This is a genomic window from Geodermatophilus sp. CPCC 205761 (assembly GCF_051383655.1).
GTDB lineage: Bacteria > Actinomycetota > Actinomycetes > Mycobacteriales > Geodermatophilaceae > Geodermatophilus.
This window is the reverse complement of sequence record NZ_JALPKQ010000009.1, coordinates 49,957-66,002: the sequence shown is the minus strand read 5'-3', so window position 1 is coordinate 66,002 and position 16,046 is coordinate 49,957. Positions and strand designations below refer to the sequence as shown.

17 protein-coding genes are annotated in these 16,046 nt (G+C 72.0%); 6 read left to right on the top strand and 11 right to left on the bottom strand.

All coding sequences use genetic code 11. From position 1 onward, the window contains the following. Nucleotides 1-32: 32 nt before the first annotated feature. From MY526_RS07560 to MY526_RS07550, 3 genes are all read right to left on the bottom strand, one after another. Nucleotides 33-2,762, bottom strand: coding sequence for a LuxR C-terminal-related transcriptional regulator (locus MY526_RS07560; RefSeq protein ID WP_436690761.1), 2,730 nt, complete (start codon nt 2,760-2,762; stop codon nt 33-35). 133 nt (nt 2,763-2,895) lie between these two features. Then, the gene (locus MY526_RS07555) at nt 2,896-3,132 is read right to left on the bottom strand and encodes a hypothetical protein (protein ID WP_436690759.1); all 237 of its coding nucleotides are present in this window, start codon (nt 3,130-3,132) and stop codon (nt 2,896-2,898) included. A gap of 248 nt (nt 3,133-3,380) precedes the next feature. Beyond that, entirely contained in the window at nt 3,381-4,604 is a 1,224-nt protein-coding gene (locus MY526_RS07550) for a PucR family transcriptional regulator (RefSeq protein WP_436690757.1), read from the bottom strand. A gap of 133 nt (nt 4,605-4,737) precedes the next feature. Here MY526_RS07550 and MY526_RS07545 point away from each other — a divergent pair, with 133 nt between their 5' ends. After that, nucleotides 4,738-5,010 (top strand): DUF3040 domain-containing protein, encoded by a 273-nt coding sequence (locus tag MY526_RS07545; protein ID WP_436690756.1) that lies wholly within the window; start codon nt 4,738-4,740, stop codon nt 5,008-5,010. An 88-nt stretch (nt 5,011-5,098) separates the two neighbouring features. Here the strand turns inward: MY526_RS07545 and MY526_RS07540 are convergent, their stop codons facing one another. From MY526_RS07540 to MY526_RS07510, 7 genes are all read right to left on the bottom strand, one after another. Continuing rightward, nucleotides 5,099-6,382: an NAD(P)/FAD-dependent oxidoreductase gene (locus MY526_RS07540; RefSeq protein ID WP_436690754.1), complete on the bottom strand. Its 1,284-nt coding sequence runs from the start codon at nt 6,380-6,382 to the stop codon at nt 5,099-5,101. Nucleotides 6,383-6,412: 30 nt separating this feature from the next. Next, nucleotides 6,413-6,748: a TraR/DksA C4-type zinc finger protein gene (locus tag MY526_RS07535; RefSeq protein ID WP_436690752.1), complete on the bottom strand. Its 336-nt coding sequence runs from the start codon at nt 6,746-6,748 to the stop codon at nt 6,413-6,415. A gap of 74 nt (nt 6,749-6,822) precedes the next feature. Beyond that, nucleotides 6,823-7,020 (bottom strand): hypothetical protein, encoded by a 198-nt coding sequence (locus MY526_RS07530; protein ID WP_436690750.1) that lies wholly within the window; start codon nt 7,018-7,020, stop codon nt 6,823-6,825. A gap of 373 nt (nt 7,021-7,393) precedes the next feature. Beyond that, complete coding sequence (locus MY526_RS07525) at nt 7,394-7,834, bottom strand: VOC family protein (RefSeq protein ID WP_436690748.1); 441 nt, start codon at nt 7,832-7,834, stop codon at nt 7,394-7,396. A gap of 64 nt (nt 7,835-7,898) precedes the next feature. Further along, nucleotides 7,899-9,041: a trypsin-like serine peptidase gene (locus MY526_RS07520; RefSeq protein ID WP_436703600.1), complete on the bottom strand. Its 1,143-nt coding sequence runs from the start codon at nt 9,039-9,041 to the stop codon at nt 7,899-7,901. Between the two features lie 237 nt (nt 9,042-9,278). Next, nucleotides 9,279-9,917, bottom strand: a complete 639-nt coding sequence (locus MY526_RS07515; RefSeq protein ID WP_436703599.1) for a hypothetical protein — start codon at nt 9,915-9,917, stop codon at nt 9,279-9,281. A 34-nt stretch (nt 9,918-9,951) separates the two neighbouring features. Further along, nucleotides 9,952-10,218, bottom strand: a complete 267-nt coding sequence (locus MY526_RS07510) for an ANTAR domain-containing protein (protein WP_436690742.1) — start codon at nt 10,216-10,218, stop codon at nt 9,952-9,954. Between the two features lie 272 nt (nt 10,219-10,490). Here MY526_RS07510 and MY526_RS07505 point away from each other — a divergent pair, with 272 nt between their 5' ends. Then, complete coding sequence (locus MY526_RS07505; protein WP_436690740.1) at nt 10,491-10,838, top strand: hypothetical protein; 348 nt, start codon at nt 10,491-10,493, stop codon at nt 10,836-10,838. A 308-nt stretch (nt 10,839-11,146) separates the two neighbouring features. Here MY526_RS07505 and MY526_RS07500 read toward each other — a convergent pair whose 3' ends face one another. Continuing rightward, complete coding sequence (locus MY526_RS07500; protein WP_436690738.1) at nt 11,147-11,464, bottom strand: hypothetical protein; 318 nt, start codon at nt 11,462-11,464, stop codon at nt 11,147-11,149. 23 nt (nt 11,465-11,487) lie between these two features. Here MY526_RS07500 and MY526_RS07495 point away from each other — a divergent pair, with 23 nt between their 5' ends. The 4 genes from MY526_RS07495 (at nt 11,488) to MY526_RS07480 (ending at nt 16,027) form a co-directional block, all read left to right on the top strand. After that, nucleotides 11,488-12,321 carry a mycofactocin-coupled SDR family oxidoreductase gene (locus tag MY526_RS07495; RefSeq protein ID WP_436690736.1) on the top strand — a complete coding sequence of 278 codons (834 nt, stop codon included), beginning with the start codon at nt 11,488-11,490 and terminating at the stop codon, nt 12,319-12,321. Nucleotides 12,322-13,008: 687 nt separating this feature from the next. Beyond that, nucleotides 13,009-13,644 (top strand): hypothetical protein, encoded by a 636-nt coding sequence (locus MY526_RS07490; protein ID WP_436703598.1) that lies wholly within the window; start codon nt 13,009-13,011, stop codon nt 13,642-13,644. 145 nt (nt 13,645-13,789) lie between these two features. Further along, the gene (locus MY526_RS07485; RefSeq protein ID WP_436703597.1) at nt 13,790-15,004 is read left to right on the top strand and encodes a hypothetical protein; all 1,215 of its coding nucleotides are present in this window, start codon (nt 13,790-13,792) and stop codon (nt 15,002-15,004) included. Nucleotides 15,005-15,721: 717 nt separating this feature from the next. Further along, on the top strand, nt 15,722-16,027 hold the full coding sequence (locus MY526_RS07480; RefSeq protein ID WP_436690730.1) for a trypco2 family protein: 306 nt from the start codon (nt 15,722-15,724) through the stop codon (nt 16,025-16,027). Nucleotides 16,028-16,046: the final 19 nt, after the last annotated feature.

The window sequence follows — 16,046 nt, the reverse complement described above, 5'->3', positions numbered from 1 at the left end:
CGCTCCCCCACCGGAACCGCCCGAGCCCGTGGTCAGCGGTTGCGTGGGCGTGCCGTCAGGTGCAGTTCCTCGGCCCTCCGGACCGCTGCTCGCCGGGTGTTCACGCCGAGCTTGGCGTAGATGTTCTTGGTGTGCGTCCGGACGGTGTTGAGGGACACGAAGAGCTCGCGGGCGATGTCGCGGCCACTCAGCTCGGTTCCGAGCAGCCGCAGGACGTCCAGCTCACGCGCGCTCAGGGGGTCGATCACGTGCTCGCGGGCGGGCCCGTCGTCCTGGGTCGGATCGACCGCGGCCAGCAGCCGGCGGGCATGGCCGGACGACATCCCCGGTCGCGCGGCCGCTCGCAGCAGGGCGACCATCGGCGCCCCCTCGTCCACGAAGGTCCGGACGTAGCCCTGCGGCTCGGCCAGCGTCAGCGCGCGTCGCAGGCTCGCCAGGGCGGCGCCGTCCACCCCCCGAGCGTGCTCGGCGAGCGCCTGCAGCACGAGGATCTCGATGACGCTGCCGCTGCGCTCCCCCTCCTCAGCGGCGCGGAGGAGTCGCTCGAGGAGGACGGTCACCTCGTGGATCGGGCCCGGTGCACGCTCCGCGGCGCACCGGGCCAGGAGCACTCGGGCGAGGGTGATGTGCTCGTACTCGCGCAGGTAGCTGAGGTGGTCGTCGGCGGACAGACCGCGCTCACGGACCCAGTCCAGGGCGTCGTCCAGTCGGCCGTGCGTGACCCACAGCCGGGCCCTGACCGCCGGGATCGGCCGGACGTCCGGGGAGAAGTCGCTGTCGAACAGACGCTCGGCCTGGTCGATGAGGTCGAGCGCCGCGTCGAGGTCTCCGTCGAGCTCGTGCAGGCGGGCCATCGCGAGGCGGCGGCGACACGGGTGCTTCGGCAGCCCGGCGTGCTCACCCAGCTCCTCGGCCCGCGCGAGGTGGTGCCGGGCCGCACCGAGGTCGTCGCGCTCGACGAACAGCTGGCTCATGCCGACGTGGATGTCCGCTGCTCCCCTCAGCACGGGGTCGGCCTGCTCGGCGAGCAGCAGTGCGCGGCGGTAGGTGCTCATGGCGTCGCGGAGGCGGCCCTGGGCGATCCGGATGTCGGCCAGGGTGACGGCGCCCCCGACCACGTCCGAGCGGTACCCGCCCTCGTCCAGGCTGGCCATGCCCGCGGCGTACCAGCGATGCGCCTCGTCGAGGTCCCCGGTCGTCCAGTACGCGAGGCCCAGGAGCGCTGCCGGCCCTCCGCGCCCGAGATGGTCGTCGGCAGCGGCCAGGTCGAGCGCCCGCCGGGCGTGCCGCATGGTGCCCGCCACATCGCCCCGAACCAGCGCCAGCCCGGCGCGGTGCTGGGCGATCGCGGTCGGTAGCCGGCGGAACTCGTCGTCGTCGACGACGACCATCTGCGCCGTCAGGCCGCCGGGGTGCTCGGCTGTCGTCGGGTCGAGCCACCGCTCGGCGTCCCGCAGGCGCGCCTCGACGCCCGTGAACTCGCCCGTGGACATGAGTGCCCCGACGTACCCGTTGCTCAGGACGGGTCTCATCCGCAACAGCTCGTCGGGGAGGGCCTCGAGCCAGCGACGGATCGTGGCCTCCTGCCGACCCTGGCGCAGCGCGGGCAGCGCGAGTTCCACGAGGTCCGCTGCTCGAGGGAAGTCCTCCGCGGCCAGGGCGTGGTGGATCGCCTCGGATCGTTCGCCGTTCTCCTCGTACCAGTCGCCGGCCCGCCGGTGCAGGTGGGCGACCTCGGCCGGCTGCTCGTCGAGGAGGCGGGCCCGGAGCACGTCGGCGAAGAGGTGGTGGTAGCGATACCACCGGCGCCGGTCGTCGAGCGGGACCAGGAAGAGGTTGTCCCGGTCGAGGGCCTCCAGCATGGCCTTGCCACCGCCTCGGCCGGTGACGGCATCGCACAGTGCGCCGGTCAGCCGGCTCAGGACGGAGGTCTGCAGCAGGAAGCCGCGCACCTGCTCGGGCTGGCGCTGCAGGACCTCCTCGACCAGGTAGTCGACGATGTAGCGGTCGTCCCCGGCGAAACCGGCGATGAACGCCGGAACGTCGTCGCGGCCCTGCATCGACAGCGCCGCCAGCTGCAGCGCGGCGATCCACCCCTCGGTGCGGTCCTCCAGCGCTGCGACGTCCGCTGCCGTCAGCTGCAGTCCCATCGCGCCGTTGAGGTACGCCGCCGCCTCCCCCGCCGTGAAGCGGAGATCGGCGGCGCGGACCTCGACGAGCCGGCCCCGCCCCCGCCACCGCGCGAGCGGCAACGCCGGGTCGACCCGGCTGGCGATCACGAGCTGGACCTGCGGAGGCAGGTGCTCCAGCAGATGGGCCATCCCCTCCTGCACCTCGGGCGCGTCGATGACGTGGTAGTCGTCGAGCACCAGCACCACGTCGTCGGGGATCCCGTCGAGGTCGTTGAGGAGAGTGGCGAGGACCGATTCGATCGGTGGCCGGGACGACTGCAGGAGAGCACGTGCGCGCGCAGCGACGCCGGGCACCGCCGCCTCGAGAGCGGCGAGGACGTACGTCCAGAACAGCGCGGGATCGTTGTCCCGCTCGTCGAGCGAGACCCACGCCACCGACCGTCGTTCGGCCGGTGCCGTCGCCAGCCAGTCGGTCAGCAGCGTCGTCTTCCCGAACCCGGCCGGAGCGGACACGAGGGTCAGCGCCGCATCGGCCCCACCGCCGAGGCGCCCGGTCAACCCGGGACGTGACACCACGCCGCGTCGGCGCCGGGGGACGTGGATCTTGGTCTCGAGCAGAGGGCCGGCCATGCCCACCTCCCCGGGGACACCACGGTGGGCTCGAGCGCATCGTCCCAGCAGGAACGGGTGGCCGTCGATGGTCCGCGCGAGCGCGTCCCGGATCGCCGGAGCCCTCGAGGCAAGCGGCGACCGTGACCGGAGGTCACCAGGTCGGTGGCGGGTCACTGGCGGGGAACGACTGCTCCCCCCACTGGTCGACGATGTCGGTCAGCGGGCCGGCACCCGTTCCGGCGCCGTCGCGCACCACTCCGCTGACGCGCCCGGGTTCGCCGTCGCGCTCCACCCGTGACCGGCCGGCCGCGACGATCCCTCCGACGGCCTGTACCCCGCGCACGTCCCGGATCTCCGGCTCAGCAGCTCGGTGCAGAAGTGTCGTCACGCCGGCTCCCCTCTCCTCGTGGTGGTCATGCGTCCACCGTGACACCGATCCGCGTCGCTTCCCACGGCCCGGGCCGGTCAACTCCGGACGCCGTGCTTGCCGACCCCCGGCAAAGCGACTCGGCCGACGGTGCACCATTCCACTGGGGTGGCCGACGAGGACGCGGACCTTGATGCGTTCACGTTGCCGGGCCCCGGCACGCCGCCCGGCCCGGGCCCGGGTCACGTGACCGTGCGCTCGGCCGCCCGTCACGGGTCGACGGGCAGCGGCCTCGCCGGCCACTCGAGGAGCCGGGCCCCGAGCACGGCCGCGTGCAGCGAGAACCGCTGGTCGGGCCGGGAGACGCTGTACCCGGTCAGGTGCGCGACGCGGGCCAGCCGGTAGGTCACCGTGCGCACCGAGACGTGCAGGCGCCGGGCGGCCTCGGTCGCGACGTCGCCGGCGTTGAAGTACTCCAGCAGGGTCTCCAGCAGCACCTCGGCGCCGCTGCGGCTCTGGTGCAGCGGGCCCAGCACGTCGCGCACGAGGTCGACGATGGCCGCCTGGTCCCGGCCCAGTACCCGGTAGATCAGCAGGTCCCGGGCGTGGACCACGTCGGAGTGGAGGCCGAGCCGGTCCGCGACGACCAGGGCCTCGCGCGCCTCCTCGTAGGAGCGCGCGACGCCGTAGGCGCCGGGGAAGGCACGGCCGGCCGCCACCCGCCAGCGCCGGCCGCCGTCGATCCGGTCGAGCTCGGCGTGGATCAGGGAGCCGAGGTCCACGTCCCGCGTGGCAGGGGCCGCCGTCGCGGCGGGTACGACGACGACCACGCGGCCGTCCTTGGTCGCCACCAGCACCTCCCGGTCGCCGAACCGGTCGACGACGACCCGCTCCAGCACGATGGCCGCGCGGTCGGTCGGACCGTCGGCGCTCCGTGCGGCGGCGAGGGCCACCCGGTGCGACTTCCCCAGGTCGATGCCGAACGGCTCCGCGCGCTCGACCATCCGGGCGACGTCGGCGTCCCCGCGGAGCAGGTCGTCGACGAACTCCGCCCGCAGCGCCTCCTCGTGACGGATCATCTCCCGCCGCTCGGACTGGTGGCCGTCGACGAGCACGCCGATGGCGTCGTCGAGCACCCGCAGCACCGCCTCCGCAGCCCGCCGCACCTTCTCCGGATCACTGGAGCGCACGACGACCGGCAGTTGCCGCCACAGCCGCCACGACGCCGACAGGTACAGGTCGACCGAGCGGCGGGCGCCGACGCCCTGCACGGCCGCCCGCCGCCCGAGCTCCCGGACGGCGTCGAGCTCCCACCCGTCGGGACGGCGGCCGTTGATGGCGGCGTCGGCCAGCATCGGCAGGTACCCGCCGAGCAGCTCCACCGGCGCCTGGCAGGCGGCGGCCGCCGACGCCGCGACCGCGGCCAGCCAGTCGTCGCCCGTCGCCGCCGCACCGGACTGCTCGGGGACCCTGCCTTGCCGGTCGCCGCTCATCTGGCCTCCTCACCCGGTGATCCCCCGCACGGTGCTTGCCGACGGTCGGCAAGCCCAGCATGCGCCAGGTGACCGGCGGTGTCCCTGGCCGGGCCGGCCTCCCGCCGGGATGGTGGTGGTCAGGAGGTGGACCGTGCTCAGCAGCCACGAACAGCAGATCTGGGACGACATCGAGCGGCTCTACGCCGCCGAGGCCGAGGAGCCCGACCCACCGGGCCGCCACCCGGCGCAGCGGCATCGGCGCGACGCCCGGGACCTGGACGACCTGCCGGTGGCCGCGGTGGCCGGCGCCCGGATCGCGGTCGTCCTCATCCTGCTCGGCGTCGTGGCCGGCGGCCTCGCGGTCGGCGCGGCCACCGCACTGGGCTGGCTGCTGTGGCGCTACTGGCCGGTGCGGTCCAGCTAGGACACGGCCTCGGAACTGGTGGACGGTGACCTGCTCGAGGTCGACGACGAGTTCCCCCGGGTCATTCTGGTCCTCCGGTGGAGCGCGGTCAGCGCAGCGGGTCGAAGGGGGCCAGCTCCGGCGGAGCCTCGCCCTTGAGCAGCGTCTGGGCCAGCAGCATCCCGCTGATCGGGCCGAGCGCGATGCCCCACATGCCGTGGCCGCCGGCGACGAACACCCCCGGGGCGGCGGTGGCGCCGATCAGCGGCAGCCCGTCAGGGGTGCACGGGCGGGACCCGACCCACTCGTTGCGCCGGTCGTCCAGGTCGGCCCCGGACAGGAACGGGCGGACCGCGTCGACGATCGCGGTGATGCGGCGGGGGTCCAGCGGGTCACCGGGGCGGCGGAACTCCATCATCCCGGCCACCCGCAGCCGGCCGCCCAGTGGCGTGCAGGCCACCCGCTCGGCCGGGAAGTACAGCGGGCCGCGGGGCATCCGCTCGGTCGGCACGCTGAAGCTGTAGCCGCGACCGGCCTGGACGGGCTGCCGCACACCGAACCGGCCGGCCAGCCGGCCGAGTTCGGCGCCGCTGGCCAGCACGACCGCGTCGTGCCGCTGCCGTTCGCCGGTGGTGGTGACGACGGTGATCCCACCGCCGTCGTGCCGCACGTCGGCCACGCCGGTCCCTTCGACGACCTCGCCGCCGCGGGCGCACACCCCCTGACCGAGGGCGCGCACGTACTCCGGCGGGTGCAGGTACCGCTGGCCGACGATCTGCACGGCGGCGCCCACCCGCTCGGTGATCGCCGGCTCCTCGGCCCGAGCCCGCCAGCCGGTCACCGGGGAGAAGCGGACGTCCTGGCCGGCGTCCCGGATGGCCTCCAGCTCCGCCAGCAGCGCCGCGGCCTGGCGCTCCCGGCGGAAGCAGGCGAGGAACGGCCGCGCCGGGTGCGTCCCGGCGAGCACGCCGCCGGCAGCGAGGCTGTCGAACGCCTCCAGCGCCCGCTCGTTGAGCGACACGTAGGCGGCCATGCCGGCCCGCCATCGCCGCGCGGTGCTGTGCGCGACGAACCCGGCCAGGAAGCGCAGCAGGGTGCGGTCGGCGCGCAGCGGCAGGTACACCGGCGATCGAGGATCGGCCACGGCCCGCAACCCGTAGCGCAGGACCGACGGCTCGGGCAGAGGCGCGGTCAGCGCCGGAGTGAGCCAGCCGGCGTTGCCCCAGGAGGCACCGGCGCCGACGGAATCGCGCTCGTAGACGGTCACGCGCACGCCGGCGTCCTGCAGGAACCAGGCGGTGGCCAGGCCGACCATCCCGCCGCCGACGACGGCCACCTGTCGTGGTGCGCCGTGCACGAACGCCGGACCTCGCCGGGCGTGGTCAGCAGGCATGTCTGCTCCTCCTGTCGCGGCGCCGACTGCTCAGCCTGCCTGCTGCGAGCAGGAGACGCAGCGGGCCGCGTACGGGCGGAACTCCAGCCGCTCGATGGGGATGGCCCGCCCGCAGTGCACGCAGCCGCCGTAGGTGCCGTCGGTGATCCGGTCCAATGCGGCGTCGATCTCCTCGATGGTGCGGAGCAGGGTCGCCGCGCGGCTCATGGCCACCGGCTCGGGCATCGAGGTGGCCGCCTCGGCCAGGGCGAGCTCCCGCTGGCGGACGCAGTCGGCGCGCTGGTCGTCGAGCAGGACGCGGAAGGAGTCCCACTCGGTGGCGGGAGTAGCGACGGTTGCTGCCTGCGGGCTCAGGGTGACGGACATGGGTGTTCTCCTCCTGGAAGGCAGAAGGCACGCCCACCGGTCGGTGGGACGCGCCTTCGGACGTGGGCGTGGGGTCAGCGCACTCCCGGAGGCGCCCGGTCCTGACTGGGTCGCAGCACGTCGAGGCCGCGCAGGCCACGAGCCCGCCGGCTCATCGCCAACGCCAGCAGCCCACCGCCGGTCACCGCGTGGCGGGCGGGCCCGGCCGGCTGCGCGACGCGGCCGCCGGCCGCGGTGGCGCAGCCGGGTGGAGCCGGTGTACGGGTGTGCATCCCTGACCACCTCCTCCGCAGCGGAGCCTCCGAAGCCGTGACCCGAGCATCCCGCCGGGCAGCGGGCGGAACGAGGGCGGCGACCGGCGAACCCGCGCGGTTCCACGTTGCCGACGCCCGGCAACGGCGGCGCGCGGGTGGAGGCGGTTGCGCGCCCCGCCTGGGCACTGCCCACGGTGCCGAGGTGATCGCGAGGATCGGCTTCGACCTGCCGCCCGACGGCTACCGCACGGGCCTGCGCCGGGTGCCGTCGGTCGACGACCCGGTGCCGGACGCCTCGCTGCCGGGCCACGTGGCCCGGCGGATCACCGAGCTGATCAACGCCGGCCTGCGGTACACCTCCGGCCAGTGGTCCCGACCGCGGCTGCGCACGTCAGCCGAGCTCTTCAGCGAGCGCGACGATGATGCCGTCCGGGCCACGGACGTAGCAGAGCCGGTACGTGTCCTCGTACTGCGCCACCTCGCCGACGAGTTCGCCGCCGTGGGCCCGCAGGCGGGCGACGACGTCATCGATGTCGTCGACGGCGAACATGATCCGGCGGAGGCCGAGCGTGTTCGGTGTCGTCGACTCAGCCCTGACCGCAGACGGCGCGTGGAACTTCGTCAGCTCGAGTCGGCCGTGGCCGTCCGGGGTGCGCACGAAGACGATCTCCACCCGGACGCCCTCGAGCCCGACGACGCGGTCCACCCACCGTCCCTCGACCGATGCCGGTCGCTCGCCCTCCACCTCCAGGCCGAGCTCGACGAAGAACGCGACGGCCGCCGCGAGGTCGTCGACGACGACGCCGACGTGGTCCATCCGCCGGACGGTCATGTCCGCGAGTCCAGGTGTGTACGACCCCTCCGCCATCCGTTCGCGTGCTGCACGGCTCCCCGGCTCACAGCCGCCAGTTGTCCAAGCCGAACTTGATGAGGTCGATCATGGCCGTGTACCCGGCGTAGACGTCCCGTCGTGGGTCCAGCACGTCCGTCTCGGCACCGCTCAGGACGCCGACGATCGTCGGTCTCTGGCCGGCGAAGAACCAGAGCGGCCCGCCCGACCACCCTCCTGCCGTGTACTCGACGGTCTCGAGTTCCTTGCCCGGACTGTCGTTGTCGATGTCCCGGATCCCGACGCTGAACTGAACGGCAGGTCGCCCGCCGAAAGTGGCCGGATACCCGGAGGACGTGTAGTCGCGAGCCTCGTACTCGTCCTCGTTGCCCCACGACTGGGCTCCCATCCAGCCGAGCGCTTGACCGAGCGGCCGGTAGAGCTGGCAGATGACGTAGTCGTAGCCGAACACGTCGCGCGGTCTGTTGTAACCGCGGTACTGCGAGATGAACGAACTGCCGAAGGGACGTGGATTGGCGTCACCCTCCCGCAGTGCGGGCACGAATTCCATCGACCAGTTGCTCCCACCCCACGGCGCGACGTGACCCGCGGTGAGCACCAGGTTCGGACCGACGAGCACACCGCTACCGACCCACGTGCCGAGCGAACTGCTCGTGATGATCCTGCCGACGCAGCACCACGGATAGGCCAGCCGCTCCGCCTCCGCCGCTCTCGGCTCCAGGAACAAGCGAGCCGCCCGCGACCCCGTCTCGCGCGCGGAGAGGCGGAAGGGTGCCAGCCTGGGGAGGAACTGCTGTTCCATCCAGGCTGGGCGGTGACTGTCCGTGCCGGCTTCCTCGGCACGCGCCGACTCGGCGGTCTCGAGCTGGAGCTCGGTCTGCTCCAGCCCGGGGATCGTCGTCCGGAGCTCCCCGCTGGTCGCATCGACGTGCCACACGTCGGCCGCCGCACGAACACGCGCGGACCCGAAGTCCAGCGAGGGCTTGTCGTCGGAGAGCACGTACACGCCCGAATGCGGCTCGAGCAGTTCCGCGATGTCCGCGGGCATGCTCTCGGTGGCCGGGATCGGCGCTGCGTTCGCCAGCTCGTCGAGACCCAGGGAGGGCGGCACCGCGCCTGTAGACCCGCCGGTTCCCGCAGCTCTCCGGTCCTTCCCCGGATTTCCCTCGGGAAGATTCACATCGGACATGGGTCCACTCCATTCCGGCATACACAGTGAGAAGTGCCGCCCCGTCATCCGGGAGCTCTCGCACTATGCAATCGAGAACGTCACCGGAACGTCACCGGCCGCGTGACCACGCCATCGGGCGGAACCCACGTGGACACCACCGTGCTCTGCATCCCCCGGCCCTCCGCGGGCCGACCCTGGGGGTCGATGCCGGCGATCAAGGGCGTCGCCGTGGTCATCCCGGGAAACCTGGGTGGGTCAGTACTCCGGCAGCCCGGGTTCGTCGGCGGCCCGGTAGGCCGCGGCGGATCGACGGGAAGTCCGTGCGCTGGCGCGGTCACCGGCCGCTGCCGACCGGTCGGCAGCGGCCGCGGCCCGGTCCGCGGACGCTGCTCTGCGGTCATCGGCTGCGCTGGCCAGGTACTGGTCGGCGTGCTGCAGGTCGACGCGGAGACGGGAACGCTGGATGCCGGCGGCGATCACGTCGGCGAACTGCACGTCCAGCAGCTTGAGGACCTCGCGCAGCAGGCGCACCAGCGGCTCGTCGGCACCGGAGTCGATCGCCGCCTGGATCGCCTCGGCCGCCCATTCCAGATGGACGCGCTGGTGAGCCTCGCCGGCGTCCAGGGCGTTGAGCCGCCGTGTCACCTCCCGGATCCGCCGGTACGCCAGATCCTCGCGTGCTTGCGCGTCCTGCAACCGACGATCGGCGGCGTCGTCGCGGGCACGGGCGGCGCCGTCCCGGTCCTGCGCGTGCCGGTCGGCGGCGTCGGCGCGGGTGTCACGCTCGTGCGGGTCCACCCACCACGACCTGACCTGGCGCTCGCTCTCCCACGGGCCGGCCTGCGCTGCCCCGTCGGCGGGCGGCCGGCCATCCTCGTCTGCGGGGTCGTGCACGGTTTCCTCCGCTGGTCGGTTGCGGATGGCGGTGTCAGGTCCAGCGCTGCTGGATGTCGCCGGTGTTGACGAGCTGCTCGGCCACCTCGCGCAGCTTGATGTTGCTGCGCTGGCTCAGGTCGCGTAGTCGGTCGAAGGCCTGTTCCTCGGTGAGCCGGTACCGCTCCATGAGGATCCCCATCGCCATGCCGATCCGCCGGTTGGAGACCAGAGCGCGCTGCAGTCCCTCGGCGCGGGCGGTGGCGGCAGCCAGGTCGCTGCGGGCATCCGCCAGCTGCTCCGCGAGATCCCCACCCGCCACGCACGGCACCCTACGACGGGGAGCCGTCCTGCACCCGCCGTCGACCCCGCGGACGGGGACAGCGCCCGAGCGCCCCGGCGTTGCGGATCGTCACACGGCGGCGCGCCTTCGGCGCCGCGCGGGAGTGCGCGCCGACGACCGCGCCCCTGGGGCTCAGCCCTGCCCTCACCGGCCTGGGCGAGGAGTTGCACGGATCAGATTCGTCGTTCCCCCCAACGGACCTCGATGGTGGTCACGCAGTGCCGTCTTCGGCCTCGGGCACCGTCGGGCGCATGAGCGCCCAGCGGACGGTGTGGCCAGCCCCCTGGTGGCGGGGAGCCCTGGCCAGCGGGCTGCTGACTCTGGCGCTGTGCGCCTTCGGTGTGACGCAGGCGTTCACCGGACTGGAAGTGGGAGAGACCTGCACGCTCGTCGTAGAGCAGGACTTCGACCCGGAGTACTCGGCTGCCCATGGGCGAGACTCGCCGTTGCCGCCGTACTCCTCGCCCTGCAACGCCGAGTACGACATGGTGCCGGGCTGGGTGACCCCGGCCATTGCCGTCACCGCGGCGTTGTGCGCGGTGTCCCTCGCCGGTCTGGTGGTCGTTCGGGGTGCACGGGGGGCTCGGACGCGACGATGATCGCCGCGCTGTCCGGTCGCGCCGGAAGGAGGCCGACCGGACGGGAGGTGTCGCTCGGAGGACCGGGGAGCCGGAGCGTCGCTCACCGGCAGCCCGAGACTTCGCTCGGATCCCACGCCGCAACGGCAGTCGGGCCCCGCGCGGGGGCTCTCGACCTCGGGTCGGAAGGTCGCCGCCCAGCCGATGCCGACGTCGGGGCGACACGCCAGGTCGACAACGGCACCAGGTCCGACCGGACCACCACGGCGAACCACCGCCTGGACTGCTCGTGGCTCCGGATGTCGCGAGGCGCCGGGAGCCGGGACACCTCACCACGCACGCAGCGTCTCCATGTCCCGTAGCACCTGCGCTGCCTCCTCGCGATCGGCCTCGTCGGCCGCCAGCTCGGCCGCCTGCGCCCGCCGTCGCTCCCCCGCCACAACGCGGGCCGCCCGGATGAGCGCGCTGCGCACGGCCGCCGAGACCGGGTTGCCGTCCTGGGTCAGCAGCGCCAGGGCGCACGAGGCGTCCTCGTCGGGGCGGAAGCTGGTGGTGTCCGGCCGAGCGGGGACCGGACCGGCGTCCGTCGCCGTGGCCGAGGACCGGGGTGGCGACCGGTGGCGGACCCGTACGGTGACGCGGGACACATCACATCGAGGAGGGAGACGTCATGGGCAGGCTCGAGGGCAAGGTCGCCTTCGTCACCGGCGCGGCCCAGGGACAGGGGCGCAGCCACGCGGTCGAGCTCGCCCGGGAGGGCGCCGACATCATCGCGGTCGACATCTGCGAGCAGATCCCGGGAATGCCCTACCCGACAGGCACCTGGGAGAAGCTGCAGGAGACCGTCCGCGAGGTCGAGGCGCTGGACCGCCGGATCGTGGCGGCCAAGGCCGACGTCCGGGACTACGACGCCCTCGCCGGCGCGGTCGACGACGGGGTGACCCAACTGGGCCGGCTGGACATCGTGGCCGCCAACGCCGGGATCGGGTCGCTGCCGCACGCCTCCCACGAGCTGCCGCTCGACGTCTGGCAGCAGATGATCGACATCAACCTCACCGGCGTGTGGCAGACCTGCAAGGCCGCGATCCCGCACATCCTCGCCGGCGGCCAGGGCGGCGCCATCGTGCTGACCAGCTCCGCGGCCGGGCTGCAGGCCTACTCGCACATCTCGCACTACGTGTCCGCCAAGCACGGCGTGGTCGGCCTGATGCGGACCCTCGCGGTGGAGTACGGGCCGGAGCGGATCCGGGTGAACAGCATCCACCCGACTCAGGTCGAGACCGACATGATCATGAACGACGAGACGATGAAGATCTTCGTCCCCGACATCCCGAACCCCGCCCGGGCGGACTTCGAGCCGAGGTCCCAGGCCATGCACACCCTGCCGATCCCGTGGGTCCAGCCGATCGACATCAGCCGCGCGCTGGTGTTCCTGGTGTCCGACGACGCCCGCTACATCACGGGCGTGCCGCTGCCGGTCGACGCCGGAGCCCTGGTCAAGTGACGTCTCGCCGGCCGGCCCTGCACCCGGGGCCGGCCCGCGGGAGATGAGGTGTCGCAGCGTGGCGCGGGCGGAAGGGCCGACCCGCCGGAGCCCCGCGCTGACCAGCCGTCACCGCGTTTGACCGTCAAACGCATGTGCTGCCTGTCGCCCCAGATCGTGATCAGCGAGAGTCGAGAAGCGGCCCATGACGGCCGGCCTCGGTCTGACGTGGTTCACCGGGCCGGCTGAGTGCCCTGGGAGGACTGGACTGTCGGCGCCGACGCGGTCACCCCGGCCCTGGGAGCAGGACCGGGTGGACTGCCGGCCGGACGCCTGCACGCGGTCAGCGGCGACGGGCTCGTCGCCGGCCGCGCGGTCTGCCCCGCGCCGGTGCCGCTGCTCGACCCTGCCGACCACTCATCCGCAGCGAGCCGCACTCGTTCCCGCCGGGCGCGCCCGGCCTTCTACCTGGGGTCACCGCGATGCCGTCGGGATCGCGCGGAGTGCGCCACCTGTCATCAGTGCCCGACCCGACTGCCGACAGAACTCGCGGCTCCGGCCGTTGATGCTCTTGCCGGGCTGAGAGCGCAGAGGCCGATGGCCGTCCAATGCTGTCGGCGGGCTTCCGTGACGGCGAGGTGACGACGCCGTGACGCCTGGCGCGAAGGCTGGTGGGGCCCGCTTGCATCTCACAGCAAGGAAGGCGTCATGACCGACCTCGACCGGACAGGGCAAATCCGGAACCAGCTGGTCGCCGCAACCGCGGACAACAAATTGTGGGTGCGCGACCCCAAGGAGTCGAACATCAACTGGGAGGAGATCGGCCACGCCAACTTCGTGACAGGGCTGGCATTCCTGTCACGCAAGCTGTGGGCGGCGACGAGTGAGAACAAGCTCTGGATCCGCGACCCGGTCGAATCCAACATCAACTGGCGCGAGATCGGCCACGCCAACAACGTGACGGCCATGACAGCGATCAACCGCAAACTCTGGGCCACGACGAGGGACAACAAGCTCTGGGTCCGCGACCCGGTCGAATCCAACATCAACTGGCGCGAGATCGGCCACGCCAACAACGTGACCGCGATGACCGCGCTCAACCGCAAACTCTGGGCCACGACGAGGGACAACAAGCTCTGGGTCCGCGACCCGGTCGAATCCAACATCAACTGGCGCGAGATCGGCCACGCCAACAACGTGACCGCGATGACCGCGCTCAACCGCAAACTCTGGGCCACGACGAGGGACAACAAGCTCTGGGTCCGCGACCCGGTCGAATCCAACATCAACTGGCGCGAGATCGGCCACGCCAACAACGTGACCGCGATGACGGCAATCCCGTAAAGACCTCCCACACAAGTGGGCAACACCTGGGGTACCCGCAGAAAGGGGCCAGCGGGACGCGGCGAGGGCGCTCCGCCGCCCCGGGCCCCTTTCGCAGCCAGGGGAACCGACTGATCGCGCCACTTGCCCGAGAAGGGGCGAGTCGATGATCGACGTCGTCGGCTCTGTCGTCGCTGCTGCTGGCGCCGCGCAGGTCGCGGGATCACTGGTGCCGCATTGTGGTGGACTCTGCGGGAGGGAGGTCGGCATGACACCGGAACAGCAGGAGGGCAGTGAAGCCGCATACGACCGTGTCTGCGAGAGCTACCAGGCAATCGATGACTTCCGCATGAAGCTGCTGGGTCTACTGCCGATCGCCACGGGCACCGGCGTCTTCTTCTTGCTGAACGACCACGTTCCCGATCTCGGCGCCGAGGCGCCATCGGATGGGTCGGAGCCGCTTGCCCAAGTCCTCCCGGTCATTGGCGCGATCGGGGCCGTTTTCACCCTCGGCCTGTTCTCGTACGAGCTCTTCGGGATCAAGAAGTGTCATTACCTGATACGAGCGGGACAGCGCCTCGAGGTCCACCTCGGAGTCCGAGGACAATTCCGTAATCGACCGCGCAGCTTGATGGGCTTTGTCAACGAGCCATTCGCCTCGGCCTTGATCTATCCGGCGAGCATGGCGGCGTGGGTCTTCCTCGTAGTGGCCTTTCAACCTCCGCCCTGGAGGTGGGGCTTCCCGGTCGCGGTGTTCGTGGTCGGCTTCGTCCTCACAATCCTTCTGGCTGAGGGAATCAAACGCCGGGATCTGCGCGACTTCCTGGCGGAGTTGATCCACCATGTCGACGGCCATCCCACGGCGACGGTCGAAGGCATGTCGGGCGACTTGGACGCTGAGGACGAGATGATCCGTCGAGCCCTGGCGAAGATCAGCACGGCGGCAAGCGGGAGTGACCCGCCGAAGAACCTCTTCCGCAGGATCCAGGCCTTCTACTGTCGAACCTGCCTCCGAGTGCTGGAGCACCTCGACCCCCAGGAAAGGCCAGCGACCGTACGCGTCGACGACACTGCGGAGGTGGCCTTCGCAAACGTGCCCCACGCGGACGAGCCCCACGCGGACGAGGCTCACGCGGACGAGCCCCACGAAAACGAGCCCAAGAAGACACTCGAGTGGGTGACGGTGATCGACGCCGACCGGTCTCGTCCTGGTTCGAACTCCAGGTGGCGGTGCAGGGATCATCCCGATTGGCAGGAGGTCGCCGGAACCTTGGAGAAAGCGGTTCTCGCCGAGGAAGCCCAGCGGCGTCGCCCGAGAGAAGTTCGCGATCTGATGGCGTCAGCCGCCCCGCATCACGCACTCAATCCGCGAGTGGGCTGATACCGCAACAACCAGATGGACCCAGCGCTCCCATGAGTCAGGCACATCCGATGAAGCCACCACCCTCGGATAGCGAGACGGTGTCTACAGCGGACAACGCACCCTCGCCTTCACCACCCAGCACGCCACCATCGCGGCATGATCAACATTCCCAGGGTCAACTAATCCTGCAGCAGTCCCGAACGAGGGCGGGACCCGCCGTCGGCGCCGCCGCGGATAGGCACCCAGCCGGGCATGCTCGAACACCTGGCACCGGCGCCCGACGCTTGGCTGGCCACACGGACATCACCCTGCGCGCACCAGTGATCCATGGGCGACTGACAATGCCCGGCCTTACCGGCTCCCATCAGTTGGTCACTGTCGACGTGGCAGAGGCCACGGCCATCGCTCAACCTGCCGTGCCGCCTGTGCGACCGTTCGCGCATCCGGCCCCATCGTGGTGGGCCGAGGCGGCGCTGCCCGGCCGCCAGCATCGGCACCGTCCACGACGCCGCCGGGGTCCCGCCGAACAAGGCCTCCACTGCCCGCTGTCACCGCGGACCGGCAGCTGCTGGCTGCCGGCCTGGCAATGCCGCCCTCCGAGGCGGCGGGCTTTCCGTAGCGCTGCCCGTTCTTCCGGCGACGGCTCACGGCCCTTGCCCGGCTCGGTACCGATAGCGTCGGGGCGTTGCACGGCCGGTGGGTGCCTGTGCGGGGGAACGGGAGGACGGCGGCCCGGTGGACGAAGACATCGAACTCTCGGAGTACATCGAGGCCCTGCGCTCGGAACTCCGCGCGGCCGAGCTCGCCGGCAAGAACCGAACACCGCGCTTCGCCGTGGGGCCGGTCGAGCTGGAACTCGAGGTCGCCGGCACCCGCGAGGCCGGAGCCAAGGGCGACATCAAGTTCTGGGTGGTCTCGCTCGGCGGCTCGGCCAAGGCGTCGGTGCAGCGGACGCAGCGCCTGAAGGTCACCCTGACCCCACTGGACGACCACGGCCAGCCTCTGGTGGTGAACGCCCGGCCCGACGCGCGGCCCGACTGAGATGCCGCCGCGGCCGGAA